The organism is Acinetobacter sp. TWP2-2-3 (assembly GCF_049896445.1).
Lineage (GTDB): Bacteria > Pseudomonadota > Gammaproteobacteria > Pseudomonadales > Moraxellaceae > Acinetobacter.
Window position 1 is genome coordinate 284,465 of record NZ_JAFCUI010000001.1, and the last position, 21,117, is coordinate 305,581.

Here is a 21,117-nt window from a genome sequence, read left to right on the forward strand (position 1 = left end):
TTAAAGGGATTTGATATATGGTTAGGCTAAAACAAGAAACATCACATAATTATACGATTTAGGGCAGAACACTTTAAAAAAAATCAGGGGAAAACAGATCAAAAAAGAAGGGGATTGATACTTCTTCTTTTGCCTTTATCTGTGTCTTTAGGGCATGCAGAAAGCTCACCCCATTATTTTACCAATCTCAAGAATAGCTTAGGTCAGCTGATTGCACCCAAACCGACACGATCAGCACACACCATTGATATTACCTCGCTCGGTCATTATTCATTAGATACATCAAAAGTAGCTGAGCTGCCGCAAATTACCCGGCCACAGTCAGGACAGCCAGCTTTAAGTTCTACGATCACAGCTGGCATTCCACAAAAAATGAATCTGGTGGAAGCCGTACACTGGGCAGTGCAACGACGTCCTGAAATCACTCAGAGTATTTCGACATTATCTGCGCAGGCTGCGAATATTGATGTAGCGAGATCAGGTTATTATCCGCAGGTGTCCGGTGGTATCGGGACAGGGGATCTCACTTCCGGTGAACATAGACGTCAAATCGTTTCTTTGAATGCCACCCAGATGCTGTATGACTTTGGCAAAATTAAAACCAATGTCAGTGTAGAAGAAGCCCGTTTGGCAGAAGAACAGGCAAGAGTGCTGGTTAGTTTGGATCAGATTGCATTTGAAGTAGCAGATGCAATAGTGAATATCAAACGTTATCAGCAAATCACCCAGATTGCCCAACAGCAGATTCAGGGCATTGGACGGATTGCAGAAATTGCCAATTTGCGTGCCCGCGCCGGAATCAGCAGTCAGGCCGACCCGATTCAGGCCCAGTCCAATCTGGAAGCAGCGCAATCGAATCTGATTGTACAGCAGACCCAGCTCAGACAATATCAACAACGCTTGCGTACCTTGCTAGGATTTGATGTATCCACTGTTGAATGGGATATTCCTGATCGTATTGTGGCACAGGCCGATCTTTATCAGGATCCGGAATTTACCCAGATTCCGAACATGATTCTGGCCCATGCCGGGGTCAATGTTGCCCGTTTGCAAAAAGATCAGGCGCGGCTAAGCCCTTATCCGACCATTAGTGTTAAAGGTAGTCTAAGTCAGGCGATGAATGGACGGAATCCAAATAATAATGAAGATGATGGCTTTTATAATTCAGTCATGATTGAAGCCAGCAGTAATTTGTATCAGGGTGGTGCAACGCGTTCACAGACCCGTGCCGCAAGCTATGCCGAAGAAGCTGCACGCGCACAGGTCAATACGGTCTATCTGGATGTGCAGGATCAGGTGCGCTTGATCCGCGAGCAGATTGAAAATAAACAAAAACAAATGGGGGTTTTATCCCAGCGCCGCGCAACCACGGTACGCACCAAAGAGCTGTATCAAGAACAATATAAATTGGGTACCCGAACCGTAGTGGATTTGCTGAATGCAGAGCAAGCCATTCATAGTGCCGCGCAGGAAATTGAATCGGCACGCTATGACATTTACTCGGCGATCGTACAGTACATTCAGGTCACGGGCCGTACACGGGATATTTATGCGCTTAACAGTATTTCTATTCAGGGGTTTGAAGTTCAGCCATGAGTACTACAATAATAAATTATCAACCTTGGCTTCATGCAGTTTTAAATATTGCCAGGCATTACCGGATCGAACCTTCTGAGGAGCGGATTCGCCTGCAACTGGACTGGAATCAGCATCATGACATTGATGACATGCTCAAGATTGTCAGTCGTCAGATGGGTTTAAATCTCCGTAAAAATAAATTTGAGCGCAGCCTGCTGAATCCATGGCGTTTACCTTTAATGGTTGAATTCGATAGTGGTGATGTGGGCGTGATTGAACGCATCGATACACAGGGCAATGTCAGCATACAGCTCAGTGGTGATGAAGGTTTATCTCAAAGCTTTACAGTTGAGCCGTTAGAGGTTGGCATAAAGCATCTTTATGTGCTGCGTCCTGAATCTTCAGTTCCAGATGCGCGGGTGGATGAATATATCAAACCCTTTGAGAAAAACTGGTTCTGGTCGATTGTCCTGAATGACTGGAAGCGCTATATCGATGTGATGTTTGCGTCTTTAATTGCCAATATTCTGGCATTGGCCACGATAGTCTTCTCGATGAATGTCTATGACCGTGTCATTCCATCACAATCCATTCCGACGTTATGGGTGTTGGCAGGTGGTGTACTGATCGCTGCGATTTTTGAGTTTGTATTACGGGTATCCCGTATTTATCTTTCAGACATTATTGGTAAACGCGCGGATTTAAAAATTTCTGACCGGGTATTTGGTCATTCATTACGGATTAAAAACAGCGAACGTTCCAAATCAACAGGAACTTTTATTTCACAAATTCGCGAGCTGGAAGGCGTCCGCGAGCTGGTGACTTCAACCACAGTTACGGCCATTGCCGATCTGCCATTTTTCTTCCTGTTCTTAGGCATCTTCTGGGTGATCGGTGGTAATCTGTTCTGGGTCATGTTACTCGTTGTGCCCTTAATGATTCTTCCAGGGATTCTGGCGCAGAAAAAACTGGCACAGCTGGCCCAGTTGGGGATGCGTGAATCTGCCATCCGCAATGCCTTGCTGGTAGAAGCTGTACAAGGAATTGAAGACATCAAGCTGTTAAGAGCTGAAACGCGTTTCCAGAATCAGTGGAATCATATGAATGAAGTGTCAGCCGATGTCAGCATGCAGCAACGTAAAATTGTCGGCTTGATGACCGCCTGGACCCAAAAAATTCAGGGACTGACCTTTGCGATTGTGGTTTTAGTCGGGGCTTTTGCAGTGATGGAGGGTGATATGACCACGGGTGCACTGGTGGCCTGTTCAATTCTTTCTTCACGCATGCTGGCACCAATTTCACAAATTACGGGCGTACTGGGTCGCTTGCAACAGGCTAAAGTGGCCAAATCAGGTCTGGATGAACTCATGAAAAAACCGGTGGACCAGCCGGATTATTCGCACCTGATTCATCGTCCGGCACTGGATGGGCATTATGAGCTCAACGGTGTGGTGTTCAAATATGGCGATGATGATCCGAAACCGAGTTTGATGATTCCCAAGCTGGAAATCAAGCCCGGGGAGAAAATTGCGATTCTGGGCCGTAATGGTGCAGGAAAATCGACCTTGTTGCAGCTCTTGTCTGGGATGCAGACACCGTTACAGGGCAAGGTCAAGCTGGATGGTGTTGATCTGACCCTGATTGATCCGTCAGATGTACGTCGTGATATGGGCTTGCTGAATCAGAACTCACAGTTATTTTATGGTTCAATCCGTGAAAACCTGACTTTGGGTGCACCTTTGGCCACCGATCAGCAAATTCTGGAAGCCTTACAAATTACCGGTGCACTGGGATTTGTACAGGAGAAAAAAGAAGGGCTGGATCATATCATTTTAGAGGGTGGTGTCGGCTTTTCTGGTGGACAGCGCCAAGCCTTGTTATTGGCGCGGTTGTTGATTCGTCAACCAAAGATTTTGCTACTGGATGAACCGACCGCTGCCATTGATGATGTGTCAGAAAAACAGTTGATTGATCATCTTAAAGGGTATTTAACCCATCGTACGATGATCGTCGCCACTCATCGCCGTGCGGTATTGGAACTGGTGGATCGTATTCTGGTGGTCAATGATGGCAAGATTGTGATGGATGGACCACGGGATCAGATCCTGAATCAGTCGCAGGGTGGTAATAAGCGGGTTGTGGGAGCAAGTGCATGAGTGAACTACAGCAACTAAAATGTTCCAGCAAGGTCAGCTTTCAGGAACCGCCATTACCCAAATCAAGTGTCATCATCTGGATTATCGGCATTGGCCTACTGGTATTACTGACCTGGGCCTGGTTATTCAAATTGGAAGAAGTATCTACCGGTACTGGAAAAATAATTCCATCATCCAAAGAGCAGGTGATTCAGTCTCTGGATGGCGGTATTTTGACTAAACTTAATGTCAAAGAAGGTGAGATTGTCGAGCGTGGGCAAGTATTGGCCCAGCTTGATCCGACCCGCTTTGAATCCAACGTCGGTGAATCAGAATCCTTGCTGGTGTCATCACGTGCCACTTCAGCCCGTTTACGTGCGGAAGTCACCGGCGCACCGTTGGTCTTTCCTGAAGAAGTGTTGAAATACCCCAAATTGGTTAAAGAAGAAACGGCCCGGTATCAGTCGCGTCGAGCCAATTTGCAAGAATCTGTTGCAGGCCTGGAACAGGGTTTGTTACTGGTGCAGCAAGAACTGGAAATGACCGCTCCCTTGGTCGCCAAAGGGGCAGCCAGTGAAGTTGAAGTGTTGCGTCTAAAACGTGAAGCCAATGACCTGCGTAATCAGATGAATGATATCCGTAATCAATATTATGTGAATGCGCGGGAAGAATTGTCCAAAACCAATACTGATGTAGAAACCCAGCAACAGGTGGTACGTGGCAAGTCGGATACTTTGAGCCGAACTGTTTTTAAATCACCGGTTCGCGGTGTCGTCAAAGAGATTGATGTGATGACGCTGGGCGGCATGATTCCACAAAATGGCAAGTTGATGACCATCGTGCCACTGGATGAAAAATTACTGGTTGAAGCACGAATCTCGCCGCGTGATATTGCCTTTATTCGCCCTGATCAGGAAGCATTGGTTAAAATTACAGCTTATGATTATTCGATCTATGGTGGGTTGAATGGTAAAGTTGCGATGATTTCACCGGATACCTTGCGTGATGAAGTCAAGCAGGATCAATTTTATTATCGGGTGTATATCCGTACCGATAGCGACAAGCTCAGCAATAATGCCGGGCAGGAGTTCAATATTACTCCAGGGATGGTGGCCACCGTGGATATTCGTACTGGTTCAAAAACCGTGATGGATTATCTGATCAAGCCATTTAATAAAGCCAAAGAAGCCTTGCGTGAACGGTAATATTTGCCAAGCAATTGAGTAAAACAATCGATCAAAATCAGGCCTCTCCGTGGAGAGGCTTTTTATTTGTCTGTGCAAAGCGGGTATACTGCAGCAGTGAGAGTTTAAAGCCTGAAGTTATGCCATTTACCATTGCCAGCCTGGTCAGTTTTGAGGAAGACATCAAAAAAAGCCGCTTTCAGGCCTTTGCCACCCCTGTTGAGAATGAGCAGGACGTCAAAGATTTTCTGGAAACTTATCGTGATCCAAGCACCACGCATCAATGCTGGGCCTGGAAAATTGGCCATCAGGTACGCTTTAATGATGATGGTGAACCTTCAGGCACAGCGGGACGCCCGATTCTGGCGACCATTGAAGGCAATGAGCTGACCAATGTGCTGGTACTGGTCAATCGCTGGTATGGCGGGATCAAGCTGGGAACAGGGGGCTTGGTACGTGCCTATGGCGGCTGTGCTGGACAATGTTTGTTGTTGGCAGAAAAAATTGAACTGATTGAAAAGAAAAAGGTGCAATTTTCCTGTCAATTCAATGAGTGGGCCATCTTTCAATATGAGTTGAACCAGCAACAGATTGACTATCAGGAAGAATATACAGCTGAAGGAGTACAGGTCAGAGCCTTATTTCAGTTACATCAAATTCAACCTTTTGCCCTAAAAATTCAAGATGTGACCCGTGGCCGGGAACAGCTCAAAATCATAGAAGAAGCGACAGATGACTGACGTAGATCCATTACTGAAATATCGTGAGCAGCATAAACATCGCCTGAATTATATGCCTTGGCTGTACTGGTCCTTAAAGCCGAAAAATCGCGGTTGGGCAGAAGCGTGGCAAAAGGACTATCAGGCTTATCTGATGGAGATGGAAACCGTCGAGATTGGTGAAAACTGTTTTATTTCACCTCTTGCACATATTTTCGCGGAGCCGGGACGCAAAATCATTATTGGTGATAATACCTTTATTGCCGCAGATTGCACCTTGCATGGCCCTCTGGACATTGGGAATGAAGTGGCGATTAATCATCACTGTATTCTGGATGGCGGTCGGGTGGGGATTAAACTGCATGATCAGGTGCGTATCGCCGCTTATTGTCATCTTTATGCCTTTGATCACGGTATGGATCTGGAGCAGCCGATTTATCAGCAGCCAGTACGTTCGCAAGGCATCGAGATTGGTCGGGATGTATGGCTGGGTGCACATGTCGGTATCAAGGATGGAATTAAAATCGCAGATCAGGCCGTGGTGGGAATGAACAGTATGGTGACCAAGGATGTCGAGGAGCGCGCGATTGTCGCCGGTAATCCGGCCCAATTCATTCGCTATCGTGAATAAGCTTTTGGAAGTCAATTGCTTGACGCAACAGCCTGACTCAGAAGATAGATCGATATGTTGATCTATATTTGTTCACATAAAAGTTAACATATTTCAAGTCAAGCCTTACAGATTTCGCTGCACATTTTTGAATGCTTATGCTAAGTTAAAAATAACTAAGAAATTTTTATCATAAATAGAAGAGAGGCTAAACATGAAACGTGTCATCGCCTGCATCGACTCATCACCATGTATAAACGCGCTGGCAGACGCGGCGGCATGGATTGCCAAACAGACTGGCCGTGAACTGGTCCTGTTACAGGTTTTGGATTATTACCCGGCCAGTTATCATCTGGGGGAAATCAGTGGGGTTATTGGCTTTGAAAGCAATGCCATGTTACTCAAAGAGTTGGCTGAGCTTGAACAAAAACAAAGTGAAATTGCGCTGGATTATAGCAATAACCTGCTGCAACACATTTCCGAGCGGATTCTGGCAGAACATGGTATTCAAACCACACATATTCAGGAAAAAGGTGATTTTCTGGAACAAAGCTTCCAGATCCTGCAGCCTGATGATATCGCAGTAATTGGATTACTCGGTGAACGCTCCGCTGAAAAAAACAAACCGATCGGCACCAATGTCGAAAATTTTATTCGTGGGGCAAACTGTACCGTGATGACTGTCGGAGGACAGTTTAAGCCGCCGACACGATTTATTTTCGCCTATGAATATTCACCGACCTGTATCAAGATGATGAAACGGATTGCGGAAAGTGATCTGCTGCGCTTATTGCAATGCCATTTGTTATATATCGGTGATCATGCTGAGATTCTGAATGAGCCTTTGCAATATTTAAATCAGGCTGGTTTAGATGTGGTGCCACAATACCGCTATGGCGATGTCGCAGAAAATATTTTGACCTATCAGCAGGAACTCGGAATTCAGCTGATCGTGTTGGGTGCATTTAGTCACAGTAAAATTCACCAGTTCTTTTTGGGCAGTATTGCGACCACGATTTTCCGGAATTCAAAAGTGCCTTTACTGGTTGCGAAGTGAGAATTGCATATAATAGCCAAGCGCGAAGTCTAATCGTAAATTGTTACAGCTTGATTTAAAAATGACCAGAGTTATCCTCATATATTGTGGATAACTCTGTGGTTAATATTTATAAGTTAATGTTATTTATGGTAAATATGTCATTGGGTGATTTTTGTTCTTCTTGTTTTATTTCACAATCGCGAGTGCAAAACCATCATGTCCTTTGCTGCCAACCGTTTGTAAAGCAGTGCATGACAAGATACGTGGATGATTTTGAAGCGCTTTAAACATGTCACGAATGCCTTCAATACTTGGTTTATTATTGTCCGGGTTAATGATTTCGCCAGCACGAATCACATTGTCCAGAAAAATAAGTGTACCTGAGTGCGACAGGTTTAAACTGAGTTCCAGATATTCCGGATAACTCTGTTTGTCTGCATCAATAAAGATGAAATCGAAAGCTTCCGTATCTTCAGGCAGGGCTTTAAGCACATCTGCTGCACGGCCGCATTTCAGTTCGACGGTCTGTTTAAGCTGCGCGCGATCAATATTTTCCTGACCCATCGCTGCATGAGTATCACGTCCTTCAATGGTCAGGATATAGCCATCATCCGGCAAAGCACGTGCCAGCCACATGGTGCTATATGCTGCAAATGTGCCGAGTTCCAGTATACGTTTACATTGGTTCATCTGGATTAGCATCTGCAACAACATGCCTTGATTCGGTGCTACAGCCAGGTGATCAGGAAAACCGTGCGCTGCGGTATTCTCAAGAGTTTGATTCAGAATAGGGTCTTCAGGAATTAAATGTGAATCAATATAGTGATCAATGTCTGTCCACATTTGTTGCATAGTCTTAGCACCTCGATTGCGATGCGTGCATTTTAAACTTTTCGCGGCAGAGCGCAATTTATTGTTCTATAGGTGATGATTTTTTAGGCTCTACAATGTCCTGAATGAACTTTGTAGAGTGGTTGTCATGACTTAGTAATTACACATCGAGGAATTACGGCCTAAACTCGGTCCCCAGGTACGATAACCTTGGGTATCGATGTGGATTTGACCTGAAGCATACATGCCAAGTCCCATATTCAGACTTTGACCATGCTGTACCCAGAACTGACACAATTTGAACTTGGTATTTTCAATATAGCTATAATCTTGTGCCTGCGGATATTCAGGCCCAATCCGGAAATCGATGGCAGAGTTGTACAGATGGCGTGAAGAGTTGGCACCACCGGCACACTGGTTTAAAGGCAGGTCACGATAGACTGACGTGACTTCAAAATCAGTCAGTACATTGGCTGCAACCAGATATTTAAAGACTTTTAAAGTTGGGATCTGATTGGCCCATAATTCACGGCTTGGAATCATGTATTGGGAACGGCCACACTTGGCCCAATCACGTGCAGTACGCATCAATTCGAAACTCGGAATGATATTGCCAACCCCATGACGTTCCAGAAAAACCTCATATTCACGCACGCGTGACAAATTATCCAGTGCCGATACCCAGTGGGTATACACATAAGGCACAGTTTTTGGGTGGGCTTTACGATCGTATTGAACACGTTCTTGTGGAATGTAAATCCGTTTTCCAGCAGGTGTGGTGGCCTGTCCAGGTTGTTTTGTGGTCGTGGTACAGCCCACAAAAACAAGAGGAATTATACAAAGACTCAATAATCCCTTTAACAAGTTCTTCATTTATAGAAATCAGATATTTACAAAATAGCGCTATTTTAGACTAAATATAGGGAGAAATTTGGAGAATATTGCAATGAAATGTGTGCGTTGAGTATAAAAAAGATCAGCATTTGCTGATCTTTTAAAGTTTAAACTAATTACTTTTCAAGATATTGTAATTTGTCTGCTTTGCCATTCCATTCTTCACGGTCTGCTGGCTGGTCACCAATTTGTGTGATATTTGGCCATTTTTGTGACAGGTCAGCATTCAGTTCAATAAAGACTTCCTGACCTTCTGGTAATTCGTCTTCAGAGAAAATTGCATTTGCCGGGCATTCAGGTTCGCATAACGCACAGTCGATACATTCGTCCGGGTTAATCACAAGGAAGTTAGGACCTTCATAGAAACAGTCTACAGGGCAAACTTCAACACAGTCTTGATATTTACATTTAATACAATTTTCAGTGACAACGAAGGTCATGGCGACAGCTACCTAAAAAATATGGTTCTAATTACGAATGCTGTATTTTAGGCAAAAACAGGGGGAACTAACAATTCCTTTTATTGATATTTGTTATATATAGGGCTGTTAAATTTGAAAAAAGGTCGCATACCGATGAATTACAGCATTCATCGGTATGTTCAGCACTTTGACCCCATACCAGATGAGGTCGAGGACCGAGAATTAACTTGGCTGTTTGATCAGGTCTTTGAGCGCATATAACTGCTGCAAGGCTTCCCGTGGCGTCAAACTGTCTACATCGATATCTTCAAGTAAGTCCAGTGCAGGCGATTCTTTCTCAATTTCGATGATACGCTCTACAGGCTCTAAAAATTCAGGCATTGCAAACAGATCATGCTGCGGGCTCAGTGGCTTGGTCTGATGCTGTTTTTCCAGAATCTTTAAGCGGTTTTGCGCTTCTTTAATCACTGCAGCTGGAATGCCTGCCAGTTTGGCAACCTGCAAGCCATGACTCTGACTGGCCGGGCCATGTTGTACTTTATGCAATAAAATCAGATTGCCATTCAGCTCTTTGGCCGTGACATGGTAGTTATTAATGGCATTTTCCTTATCCAGTTCAGTCAGTTCGAAATAATGGGTAGCAAATAGACATAAACATTGAATGCGTTTGGTCAGATCCAGCACACAGGCCCAAGCCAAAGACAAGCCATCATAGGTACTGGTTCCACGGCCAACTTCATCCATGAGTACCAAAGACTGGCTGGTGGCATGATGCAGGATTTGCGAGGTTTCGGTCATTTCCACCATAAAGGTTGATTTGCCGGTCGATAAATCATCGGCAGAACCAATACGGGTAAAGACACGGTCAACCGGACCTAAAGTTGCAGCTTGCGCTGGAACATAGGCACCACAATAAGCCAGCAACACGATCAATGCAGTCTGGCGCATAAAGGTGGATTTACCACCCATATTCGGGCCGGTAATGATGGCCATGCGATGGGAAAAATCCAGTCGCGTATCGTTCGGAGTAAAGGCCGATTTACTGAGGGCTTCTACCACTGGATGTCGTCCAGCAGTGATACTTACACCGATTTCAGGGCTAAATTTTGGACGCGACCAGTTGCGTAAACGCGCCTGATGGGCAAAATTAGCAATCAGATCAATCTGGGCAATGGCGCTGCTCATCATCTGTAAACTGCCGATATCCTGACGCAGTTCATCCAGCAGCATTTCAAACAGCATTTTTTCACGGGCCAAGGCACGCGATTCGCTTGATAAGACTTTGTCTTCAAATGCTTTCAGTTCAGGTGTGATGTAGCGTTCGGCATTTTTCAGGGTTTGCCTACGAATATAGTGCTCGGGTGCCTGTTCAGCCTGTGCGCGGGTCAGCTCAATATAATATCCACTGACGCGGTTGTAGCCAATTTTCAGTCCCGGAATGCCGCTTTGTTCACGCTCTTTAATTTCCAGATCAATCAGGAACTGGCTGGCATGATCACGAATCTGACGTAGTTCATCGAGTTCACTGTCAAAACCTTCTGCAATGACATTACCATCACGAAGCAGGACGGGTGGATTTTCCACAATGGCGGACATCAGACGTTGATGTAGATCATGGAAGTCGCCGAGTTCTTCATTGAGTTGTACTAAAAGTTTGGACTGTTGCTGACTGACAATCGGTTGCAGGGCATGGCGTAAAAATGGAATTTGCGCGCAGGCCTGTCGCAATTGCACCAGATCACGTGGACGGGCACTGCCAAGCGCAATACGGCTCAGCACGCGTTCAATATCGCTAATTTCTTTTAGTACCAAACGTACAGGTACTTCGTGGAAACCTTGCAGCAGGGCTTGAATGGCATCCAGGCGCTCATCCAGCAAGGCGGTATCGCGTAAAGGTTGCATCAGGGTGCGACTGAGCAAGCGCCCCCCCATGGCAGTCTGGCAATCATTGATCAGCTGAAATAAGGATGTCCCATGTTCAAATAAAGGCTCAATCAGTTCAAGATTACGGCGTGTCACCGGATCCAAAGCAATAAAATCTGAACTCTGTTCTAGCTGAATCGTGCGGATATGCGGTAACGCAGTTTTCTGGGTTTCTTTGGCGTAGTGAATCAGTGCCGCTGCGGCTGCTTTAGCCAAAGGTAAATGATCAATTCCGAAACCTGAAAGCGTGCTGACGGCAAACTGGTCACATAAGGTTTTTTGTGCATTATTCAGGTTGAAATCAACATTTGGACGTTTGGTGACCGAGATATCCAGTTGCTGTTTGAGTTGTTCGGTCAATGTCGGATCAGCGATATTTTCATCCAGCAGAATTTCGCTTGGCATCAAACGTGCCAGTTCAATCATGAGCTGGTTAAGATCATAATCCTGCTGCTGTACTTTAAATAAGCCAGCGCTGAGATCGAGAAGTGCAATGCCAATCTGACTCTGCTGAATACATAAAGCCACCAGATTCGAGCTTTGATGTGCACCGAGCATGGCATCATCGGTCAGGGTGCCCGGCGTAATAATCCGAACTACACCACGCTCAACCGGTCCTTTCCCAGTAACCTCGCCGATCTGCTCGCAGATCACCACGGTTTCGCCTTTTTTGACCAGACGTGCCAGATAGCCCTCGGCTGCATGATAAGGCACGCCCGCCATAGGAATCGGCTGACCATTGGCTTTACCACGATGGGTCAGGGTAATGCCTAAAATCTTGGCTGCCTTGTGTGCATCTTCAAAGAACAGTTCATAAAAATCACCCATACGATAAAACATCAAAGAATGCGGATGCTGCATTTTCACCGACATGTATTGCTGCATCATGGGCGTTAAGGTAGAAAGATCAGCCATAATTTCTGAACTGGTCATTAAAAATAAATCCTTTCAACAAGAGATAAATGCAAATACTGCTCAATAGGCTATGCAGGAAAATTTAAAGCACGTTTTCAGTCTGGCCAATCCCACATGATTGAGCACAGGAGATCGAAAATGTGAAATGAATCTGCTGATTCAATTCAGCTTTAAAGCTGTATTGCAGCAAGTCTATCAAATTTAATTTTTAGAAAGAAATGAAATTCCAGATGAATCTTTAAGTCAGCGCTCAGATCTGCCGCTATGGCTTCTTATTCAGCACTATTTGCAATTTTAAAAAAAAATAAACCACCGGATGCGAACATGCGGTGGTGAGTCTCAATCAAGACGATAGATTATTCCGGATCATAAAGACCAAGGTCGGTCAGATGTAATCTGAGAATCCGGCGTAATTCCAGCACGGCTTCAGGCGTTTCCTGAATCGAGTGGCCACCCTTAATGACTTTGCTAGATACGGCACCTTCCAAGTAAGCACTTTCGTATGAAACAATGCCATCACTCATCAGTTTAGGGTCTTTTGTATCTACCGTATTGCCGATAATAGAATGAAATTTGATATTTTTAGAAGGCTGAATATCCTTTGTTAATGCAGTAAATTTCGAATTTTCACTCAGATCGCTTGGGCCATTCTGAATCAGGTCATGTCCCAGTTCTTTGACAAACTCGTTTAACCCGATCTCACCTTGCAGGGTATCGGCAAAGGCACCCAAAAATGCGCCCGGTATGCGGATAATTTTACGGGCCAGTTTAGTATGCCAGCGATCGGCATATTCCGTCCCACGATGCGGTGTCGCTAAGAAAATGGCCCGGGTGAAATTCGGAATAGGTTGCATTTGCAGGCGTGCTTTAAAGAGCGGGTTATCCTTAAATTGTGCAATGCGGGTATTTTGTACCAGCTTGAATGCATCTTGGGTAATATCGGCCTGACTGACCATTAAACGGGCAATTACACCTCCCATACTGTGTCCGACCAGTACCGCATCTTTTTTGGCTGGCGCATTGTTCGCAACCCGGGCAAAGCCTTGCTGAACCAGTGCATTAATTTGAAAACGGCTTTCCAGAATCGGCATATTAGTAGAATAAAATACCTGCCAGACCTGGAAATTTTCTCTTAATACCGGATCACCCATAATGTCGTTGGTCAGACGAATCCAGGCTTCAGGACTACTGGCCAGGCCATGAATCAATACCAGCACTTTCTTGTCCGGATTATAAGGTTCCAGCATGTACAGGTGCGGCATGCTCAGACTGTCTTCGCGATTAATCAGCGTCAGATAGGCTAAACGCCCCAGATTGTTCTCGGCCAGCCATAAACCGTAAGGTGCGGAAAAGTTGGCGGCTAGCGCATATTCTTTCGAAGCTACTTTGATCTTTTCATGTTTATAAGGGTCATACAGTTTCAGGTGAAACTCCGAAGTAGATAAAATCTGTTCAGTCGAATTCGCGGATTTTGGTACAGCAGTAATGGTGGTCGCCAGATAGCGTGCTGAATGAATGTTAGGATTTTTACCATTTGGATAGTTGTGCTTGAGCGGATCGACAATATATTTTTTATCCTGCTCGTTTTGCTGTGCTTCAGGTAAAACCACTAAAAATTCTGAACCAAAACCATCACGACGAGTAATGGAACGTAGGCCGGAAAAGTTCATGTTATAGGTGGACATCAGCTGTTCAATGGTCTGGTTTCTCAGCTGCGGAAAATTTTCCAGATCAATGGTGTATACACTGTCACCGACCTGAATGCGCTGGCCGGACTGTTTGGCTTCATAACGTTCAGCATAGCGTTGAATCAGATGAGCAATCGCCAGGTTATAAAAGTCACGAATCTGGACCTGGCGGTTATCAAAAATCCGCTCTTGCGGCGCACGCTCGGTTTTAAATAGATAGGCATAGCTATAACGAATGCTTTTATCCAGCATCGTGAGCTGCTGATCCAGACATTTCTGGATATTCTGTTTGTGTTGTTGCTGTTTTTCCGGTGACCGGGTTTTGTTTAAGACACCGGTGTTACATTCGGCAGACTTGGCATTTTGTAAGGAGTTGGCGAGATATAATTCACTTGCTGTAGAAAGCAATTGTTCATCTAAAATCTGGGGAATACTTTTCAGATCTTCCACACATTCTTCGGGCTGATCAATACAGATCTGGGCTTCACGACCTGTCATGGATAACACATTCAGACTGGCTTCACTGAGCTTGTCGCGGGTCAAGATGCTGTCACGCTCATTGTTCAGCGTGACATTAATAGCCTGTTCCTTAACACTGACCACCTGACAGCCGCTGAGTACGCTGGTGATGAGTAAAGTGCACAGCATTAATCTTTTATTTATTTTTTCGTGCATAAAACTTTTCACTGAATTCAAGTTATAAAGCGGGATAATGTTTTGTATTTTACTAATTTTTTCCCATAAAAATAGACCGCCGTAGCAGTCTATTTGTAATCAAATTGAAGCGAATCTTGTTATGGCGTTACCGGTGCTGTTGCTGGCTCTGCAACCGGAGCAGGTGTTGAGCTTTGCAGAATTTGCCAAACATTCCAGCGGCCATTTTTCTCAATTTCCTGAATCAGGCGGTCAGCCACTTCAGCTTCTTGCGGATATTTCACCTTATAGTTCGCCAAGGTTTGAGTGGCATTTTTCTTCTGTTCCAATGCAATATAATTATTGGCTGCAGAAAGATAAGCCTCCTGAACGCCAGCTTTCATGGCTTTGTCCAGATAAGCGATGGCTTCACGTTGACCACCGCCTTCAGACAGACCAAAACCAAACCAGAAGTTGACCTCAGGATCATCTGGATTAATTTTGAGAATACGCTGGGCATAGGTCAGGGAATTGGTGGTATAAACTGAACCTAGATCCAGGTTACGTGCCATCACGCTGGCTTTAAAAGCACGCATCAACACATCAAAAGAGGCATTTGGACGGGCTGCTAAAGTATCCAGTTGTCGGGTGACTTCACGCAATTTGGCTTCAAAACCACGGCGTTCCTGACGATCGCTGAAACGTGGTGGATAATGACGTGCCTTACCTTCGACCATTTGCAGGAAATCGTCAATTTCGGTGATATCGATTTCATTTGAATTGGCAAGTGCTGCATAACGCATTGCACGTGTATTGCTATCTACCACTGGAATAATCAGTTTATTCACATCCAGGGTCAGTTGCTTGGATGGATCATTAGGATCCGTCACCACCATCTTGGTTACAGGCTGCGCTGCAGCTTTTTTCAAATGCACTTCAAATTCAGGTGGTTCATTATAATTGAATGGATTTAAAGCATAAAATGGTGGGCTCAGTTCAGGCTCTACAAAAACCACTTGGTCCACAGGTTTCTCAGCAGATTTCTGAGGAGTGGTGGAACACGCAGTAATTGTGAATGCTAAGCAAGCAAGTGCCAAGGGCTTAAAGGTCATAATAGTCATCCATTCTGTTATTTTTAAAACATCTATTCAAAAATTGCATGATCGTCAGTCTATGAAAACTATAACGATCATGCAAGTAAACCCGTGTTACAGAGTGAAGTGTGATATTCAGGCTTTGGATTGGCTGGTTTGCGCTTCACATTCACGGCGCGCTTCTTCCAGAATCTCCAACTCTTTTTTGCTCAAAGGCTGGCCATCCTGTTGCTGCTTGTTAAAGGTCGGATCTAACAAAGAAAGACGATTGCACAAGTTGTTCATGCGTTTTTCATTTTGCTGAATGCGATCCAGCAGAATCCGCATACCTTCTAAAATCGGATCGGACTGGTCTTCAGTCGCGGCATAGGGCTGGAAACCGATACTTTCGGCATAGTCACGACGACGGGCTTCAGCATCATCTTTGGGTTTGTCTTTGGTGATAAAACGTGCCGGGTTGCCCACCGCTGTGGCGTTCTCAGGAACTGCTTTGGTGACGACCGCATTAGAACCGACTTTGGCATTTTTACCCACGGTAAATGGTCCAAGAATCTTGGCACCAGCACCGACTACCACGCCATCTTCTAGCGTTGGATGACGTTTACCTTTATTCCAGGTCGTTCCACCCAAAGTCACGCCGTGATAAAGCGTCACGTCATCGCCAATTTCAGCAGTTTCGCCAATTACGACACCCATACCGTGATCGATAAAGAAACGGCGGCCAATTTTTGCACCCGGATGGATTTCAATGCCTGTGGCAAAGCGGCTAAACGAAGACAACGCACGCGCAGTTCCTTTACAGTCTTTGTTCCATAGCTCATGTGCCATGCGATGCATGATCAGCGCATGAATGCCAGGGTAAGTGGTTAAGACTTCTAAGGTATTGCGTGCTGCAGGATCGCGCGCAAAGACAGCTTGTATATCTTCTTTGAGCTGTTTTAGCATTAGATTTGATCCTCGTCCTGTGATGATGTGTGTGAAGATTTTTTCCAGGTACCGTTATTCAATGCCTGAACACGGCTGAAAATACCACGAAGTAAGTGATATTCCATACGATCTAATTGTATACGTCCGAAGAGACGACGCAAGCGTAAAGGCAATAATCTTGGATTTTTTGGATCCATAAATTCAATTTCTGCCAGCATTTTTTCCAAGTGCGGATAGAACTGTTCCATCTGCGCATGATTGACTAAAGGCTCATCCCATTCCATTTCAATGCCATCAATGACTTGCATGGTCGCTTTAGCATCACGTGGCTGTTCAATTTGACTCATCGTTGCCATGCGCATCTCATAGCAGATCACCTGAATCGCCTGAGCTACATTCAGTACGCCATAATCAGTGTTCACAGGAATAGTCAGGTGATAGTTGGCCATCGCCAGTTCTTCATTGGTCAGACCACGGTCTTCACGGCCAAATAGAATCGCGACTTCCTGCTGATCTTGTACCACAGCGGTCATGGCTTTTTCAGCGGCAGGGCGCACATCTAACAGCGGCCAGGGAATAGTACGGCTGCGTGCGCTGGTGCCGAATACAATCTGACAGTCTTTAATGGCATCTTCAAGGGTTTCTACAATCTCGATCTGCTCGATCAGGTCAGTTGCACCCGCGGCCAGCGCGTCAATATCCGGATGCGGATAGGTTTTTGGTGCCACCAGAACCAGCTTGGACAAGCCCATGGTTTTCATGGCACGTAGGGCACTGCCGATATTGGCAGGTAAAGTGGTATTGACCATGACAATACGCACATGGGAGAGATGTGCTGAAACAGCAGCATTGTCAATTTGACTCATGAGGATTCCAATTTTAAGGTGTTTTAAAGATCAGGATTTATGAATATTGCGGCTGGGATTCGGCCTGATACAGCTCCAGTGCATCATCCATGCTCATGCCCGCAGGCGGCGGAGGAATATCCACCGGCTTGGCCTGTTCATAGGACACGGCTTTGGCAGCTTTGGACTTGACCTGATACTCAATATGCAAGGATTCTTTACCAAAATAATCACGCAATTTGGCTAGGAGCTCATCCAGTGGGGCGACTTTCCAGTTGAGACCCAGATGCAGTTCAGTCGTGGCATACGGATAGTCCAGATACAGAATCACCGGAATATGTGCGGACATATCAACATTGCAATAAGGAGTCAGAATCTGCTGCAAGTCACGGCTCAAGCTCTTGCTGAAATGCTCGGCTGTGAGGGTAATCTTGATGCTATTGGCACGTTTCTGGCGAATTTCATTCAGGCTGAATGCTTTGGTGAGGCGTCCCATCGGACGGTCAAAGCCTTCACGCTCATAGATTTCGCCTTCAATCACCACCACTTTATCGAGCTGGATAATCTCTTTAAAGCGGTTGAAGCGTTCGTGATTGGCTGAAATCTCAATCCGTGCCGTACCATCATCCAGTGTCATCATCATCCGGTTCGGGAAATTGGCAATATCCACCACCAATCCTGCAAACACGGTGGTCACGCCACGGCGGGTCGGCGTCAGCTCATTGATCTGACTAGGCACAAAGGCTTTCAGTTCATTGCGATACACATCAATCGGGTGGCCGGTTAAATACAGGCCAAGCGTGTCTTTCTCACCTTTCAGGCGAACTTCATCCGCCCAAGGTTTGACTGGCTTAGATGGCTTGCGCTGAACTTCTTCAACTTCGCCAAACAGGTCCATGATGCCGGTTTCACGATTGGAACGTGCCTGTTCCGCAGCTTGAACCGCTTCAGGCAGTTGCGCCATCAGGTCGGCACGGTCAATTCCCAAGCAATCCAGTGCACCTGAACGAATCAGTGCTTCTAGAGTACGCTTATTGATTTTTTTCAGGTCAATACGATGACAGAAATCAAACAAGTCACGGAATGGACCTTCTTGTGCACGCGAGTCAATCACCGACTGCATCGCCGCTTCACCGACGCCTTTGATCGCCCCCAGACCATAGACAATGGTTTGCTCATCGATAGCATGGAATTGATACAGCGACATATTCACTGACGGTGGTAAAACTTCCAGATTATTCTTGCGACAGTCATCAATCAGGAATACCACGTTGTCGGTGTTCTGCATCTCCGAGGTCAATACCGCAGACAGGAATTCTGCCGGATAATGCGCTTTCAGCCATGCAGTCTGGTAAGCAACCAAAGCATAAGCAGCCGCATGCGATTTGTTAAAACCATAGCCGGCGAACTTTTCCATATAGTCAAAGATATGGTTGGCCGTGGCTTCATCAATGTCTTTTTTCGATGCACCTTCAATAAAGATCTGGCGCTGTTTGACCATTTCTTCCGGTTTTTTCTTACCCATGGCACGACGTAACAAGTCCGCGCCGCCGAGGGTATAGCCGGCACAGTACTGTGCAGCCTGCATTACCTGTTCCTGATACACCATAATCCCGTAGGTGGGTTCTAGCACGCCTTCAAGCAATGGATGCAGATATTCAAAATCGCCACCATGCATCCGGTGGATAAAGTCAGGAATCAGATCCATCGGGCCTGGACGGTACAGTGATACGAAAGCAATAATTTCTTCAAATTTGCTTGGGCGTGCCTCTTTCAGCATCTTTTTCATGCCCACGGATTCAAACTGGAATACCGCAGTGGTGTTGGCATTGGCAAAGACCAAATACGCGTCTTTATCTTCAAGCGGGATATAGGCAATGTCTAAAGGCTTGTCAGATTTGATGCGTTTATTGATATTTTTAACCGCATCTTCAATCACCGTCAGGTTACGCAAACCCAAGAAGTCAAACTTCACCAGACCTGCAGATTCGACATCGTCTTTATCGAACTGTGCCACGCGTCCGGTACCATCGGCATCACACATGACCGCAGAGAAATCGGTAATTTTGGTTGGCGAGATCACCACACCACCGGCGTGTTTACCGGTGTTTCGGGTAATACCTTCCAGTTTCAGTGCCATTTCCCAGATTTCGGCTGCATCGTCATGGTCTGGATTGGATGGATTGGTGACGATATCTTTAAGCTGGGGTTCAGCTTCTAGTGACTCAAGCAGGCTTAGACCTAAAGGCTTGGTTGGGATCATTTTCGAAATACGATCCGCCAGACCATAAGATTTACCCAAAACGCGGGCAACATCACGAATCGCACCTTTGGCCGCCATAGTGCCGAATGTTGCAATCTGGGAGACCGCATCACGGCCATAGGTACGTGCTACATAGTCAATCACGCGGTCACGGCCTGCGATACAGAAATCGACGTCGAAGTCGGGCATCGAAACACGTTCCGGGTTCAGGAAACGTTCGAACAGCAGTTCATAACGCAGCGGGTCAAGATCGGTAATTTTTAAGCTATAGGCGACCAGTGAACCTGCACCCGAACCACGGCCCGGACCGACCGGAACGCCGTTACTTTTCGACCACTGAATGAAGTCCATCACGATCAGGAAGTAGCCCGGGAATCCCATCGAGTTAATGATGTTAATCTCGTATTCGATACGCTCATCATAAGGCTTGCGGATTTCTGGCCAGTCTTCATCACGTTGTTCAGGCGGATACAGGAAATTCAGGCGTTCTTCCAGACCTTCTTTGGACAAGTGTGCAAAGAAGGTATCAATGGTATGACCTTCAGGAATCGGATAATCAGGCAGGAAGTATTTGCCCAGTTGCAGCGTCACATTACAGCGTTTGGCAATGTGATAGGTGTTCTCAATCGCAGATGGAATATCCGAGAACAGCGCCGTCATTTCTTCAGCAGATTTGAAATATTGTTCAGGTGAATAGGTTTTAGGGCGGCGGTTGTCACCAAGCACATAACCATCTGCAATACATACCCGTGCTTCATGCGCTTCATAATCTTCACGGGTCATGAAATGCACATCATTATGTGCGACCACACCGATATTGTATTTTTTTGCCAGCTTAACGGCTTCCAGAATAAAGTTATCTTCATCCGGACGATTGGTACGGGTCAGGGCAAGATAAACACGATTACCAAATTTTTCGACCCATTCTTCTAGCAGCGGTTCCGCTTTTTGCGGATTTGAACTCATCAGCATTTTGCCGACATCGGAATGCATTCCGAGCAGGGCAATCATGTCCTCAGGCTGATTTAAAATCCATTGTTTTTGAACGCAGGGAATATCCAGTTGCTGACCACTGATAAAGCCTTCAGACACCAGTTCAGTCAAGTTGCGCCAGCCGGTATTGGTCATGGCCAATAAGGTCATGCGATGTTCGGCATCATTCAGGCGAATTTCAGAACCCAGAATCGGCTTGATGCCTTTGCCCAGGCATTTGCCATAGAATTTGACGGCAGCATGCAGGTTAGAAAGATCCGTGAGCGCAAGGGCAGGCATCTGTTCTTTCTCGGCAGCTTTGACCAAGTCAGGTATCCGTACGATGGATTCAGTAATCGAAAATTCTGTATGAATACCAAGATGAACAAAGTGCATAGATGAGTCCCTGCTAAAACCATTGAATAGTTTAACATGGGATTTATTG

The 21,117-nt window shown here is 45.7% G+C and carries 15 protein-coding genes; 6 read left to right on the top strand and 9 right to left on the bottom strand.

Going from position 1 to position 21,117, the window contains the following annotated elements; all coding sequences use genetic code 11:
- Window positions 1-129 precede the first annotated feature (129 nt).
- The 6 genes from ACP7AK_RS01500 to ACP7AK_RS01525 all read left to right on the top strand — a co-directional run bounded on the left by ACP7AK_RS01500 (window position 130) and on the right by ACP7AK_RS01525 (window position 7,283).
- A complete protein-coding gene (locus tag ACP7AK_RS01500; protein WP_425878581.1) occupies window positions 130-1,596 on the top strand; it encodes a TolC family outer membrane protein in 1,467 nt (488 codons plus the stop codon).
- Window positions 1,593-3,734 carry a type I secretion system permease/ATPase gene (locus ACP7AK_RS01505; RefSeq protein ID WP_425878198.1) on the top strand — a complete coding sequence of 714 codons (2,142 nt, stop codon included), beginning with the start codon at window positions 1,593-1,595 and terminating at the stop codon, window positions 3,732-3,734. The genes ACP7AK_RS01500 and ACP7AK_RS01505 overlap by 4 nt, the downstream gene beginning before the upstream one ends.
- Window positions 3,731-4,918, top strand: a complete 1,188-nt coding sequence (locus tag ACP7AK_RS01510; protein ID WP_425878200.1) for an HlyD family efflux transporter periplasmic adaptor subunit — start codon at window positions 3,731-3,733, stop codon at window positions 4,916-4,918. Before ACP7AK_RS01505 ends, ACP7AK_RS01510 begins: the two co-directional genes overlap by 4 nt.
- Before the next feature lie 119 nt (window positions 4,919-5,037).
- A complete protein-coding gene (locus ACP7AK_RS01515) occupies window positions 5,038-5,637 on the top strand; it encodes an IMPACT family protein (protein ID WP_004279947.1) in 600 nt (199 codons plus the stop codon).
- Window positions 5,630-6,247: a DapH/DapD/GlmU-related protein gene (locus tag ACP7AK_RS01520; protein WP_425878202.1), complete on the top strand. Its 618-nt coding sequence runs from the start codon at window positions 5,630-5,632 to the stop codon at window positions 6,245-6,247. The genes ACP7AK_RS01515 and ACP7AK_RS01520 overlap by 8 nt, the downstream gene beginning before the upstream one ends.
- 193 nt (window positions 6,248-6,440) lie before the next feature.
- Window positions 6,441-7,283 (top strand): universal stress protein, encoded by an 843-nt coding sequence (locus ACP7AK_RS01525; RefSeq protein ID WP_425878204.1) that lies wholly within the window; start codon window positions 6,441-6,443, stop codon window positions 7,281-7,283.
- 168 nt (window positions 7,284-7,451) lie between these two features.
- On the opposite strand, the gene ACP7AK_RS01530 is transcribed toward ACP7AK_RS01525, so the two are convergent.
- The 9 genes from ACP7AK_RS01530 to dnaE form a co-directional block, all read right to left on the bottom strand.
- The gene (locus ACP7AK_RS01530; RefSeq protein WP_004646686.1) at window positions 7,452-8,117 is read right to left on the bottom strand and encodes an O-methyltransferase; all 666 of its coding nucleotides are present in this window, start codon (window positions 8,115-8,117) and stop codon (window positions 7,452-7,454) included.
- A 132-nt stretch (window positions 8,118-8,249) separates the two neighbouring features.
- Entirely contained in the window at window positions 8,250-8,969 is a 720-nt protein-coding gene (locus ACP7AK_RS01535; RefSeq protein WP_004279938.1) for a D-Ala-D-Ala carboxypeptidase family metallohydrolase, read from the bottom strand.
- A gap of 137 nt (window positions 8,970-9,106) precedes the next feature.
- Window positions 9,107-9,430 carry a ferredoxin FdxA gene (gene fdxA, locus ACP7AK_RS01540; protein ID WP_004279936.1) on the bottom strand — a complete coding sequence of 108 codons (324 nt, stop codon included), beginning with the start codon at window positions 9,428-9,430 and terminating at the stop codon, window positions 9,107-9,109.
- A 204-nt stretch (window positions 9,431-9,634) separates the two neighbouring features.
- A complete protein-coding gene (gene mutS / locus ACP7AK_RS01545; RefSeq protein ID WP_425878207.1) occupies window positions 9,635-12,268 on the bottom strand; it encodes a DNA mismatch repair protein MutS in 2,634 nt (877 codons plus the stop codon).
- A gap of 338 nt (window positions 12,269-12,606) precedes the next feature.
- The gene (locus tag ACP7AK_RS01550; RefSeq protein ID WP_425878209.1) at window positions 12,607-14,613 is read right to left on the bottom strand and encodes an esterase/lipase family protein; all 2,007 of its coding nucleotides are present in this window, start codon (window positions 14,611-14,613) and stop codon (window positions 12,607-12,609) included.
- Window positions 14,614-14,732: 119 nt separating this feature from the next.
- Complete coding sequence (locus tag ACP7AK_RS01555) at window positions 14,733-15,683, bottom strand: ABUW_2363 family tetratricopeptide repeat lipoprotein (protein ID WP_253147897.1); 951 nt, start codon at window positions 15,681-15,683, stop codon at window positions 14,733-14,735.
- Window positions 15,684-15,800: 117 nt separating this feature from the next.
- Window positions 15,801-16,610, bottom strand: a complete 810-nt coding sequence (gene cysE / locus ACP7AK_RS01560) for a serine O-acetyltransferase (RefSeq protein ID WP_004279928.1) — start codon at window positions 16,608-16,610, stop codon at window positions 15,801-15,803.
- Window positions 16,610-17,458, bottom strand: a complete 849-nt coding sequence (locus ACP7AK_RS01565) for an RNA methyltransferase (protein ID WP_004279927.1) — start codon at window positions 17,456-17,458, stop codon at window positions 16,610-16,612. Before ACP7AK_RS01565 ends, cysE begins: the two co-directional genes overlap by 1 nt.
- 37 nt (window positions 17,459-17,495) lie before the next feature.
- Window positions 17,496-21,068: a DNA polymerase III subunit alpha gene (gene dnaE / locus ACP7AK_RS01570; RefSeq protein ID WP_425878212.1), complete on the bottom strand. Its 3,573-nt coding sequence runs from the start codon at window positions 21,066-21,068 to the stop codon at window positions 17,496-17,498.
- Window positions 21,069-21,117 lie beyond the last annotated feature (49 nt).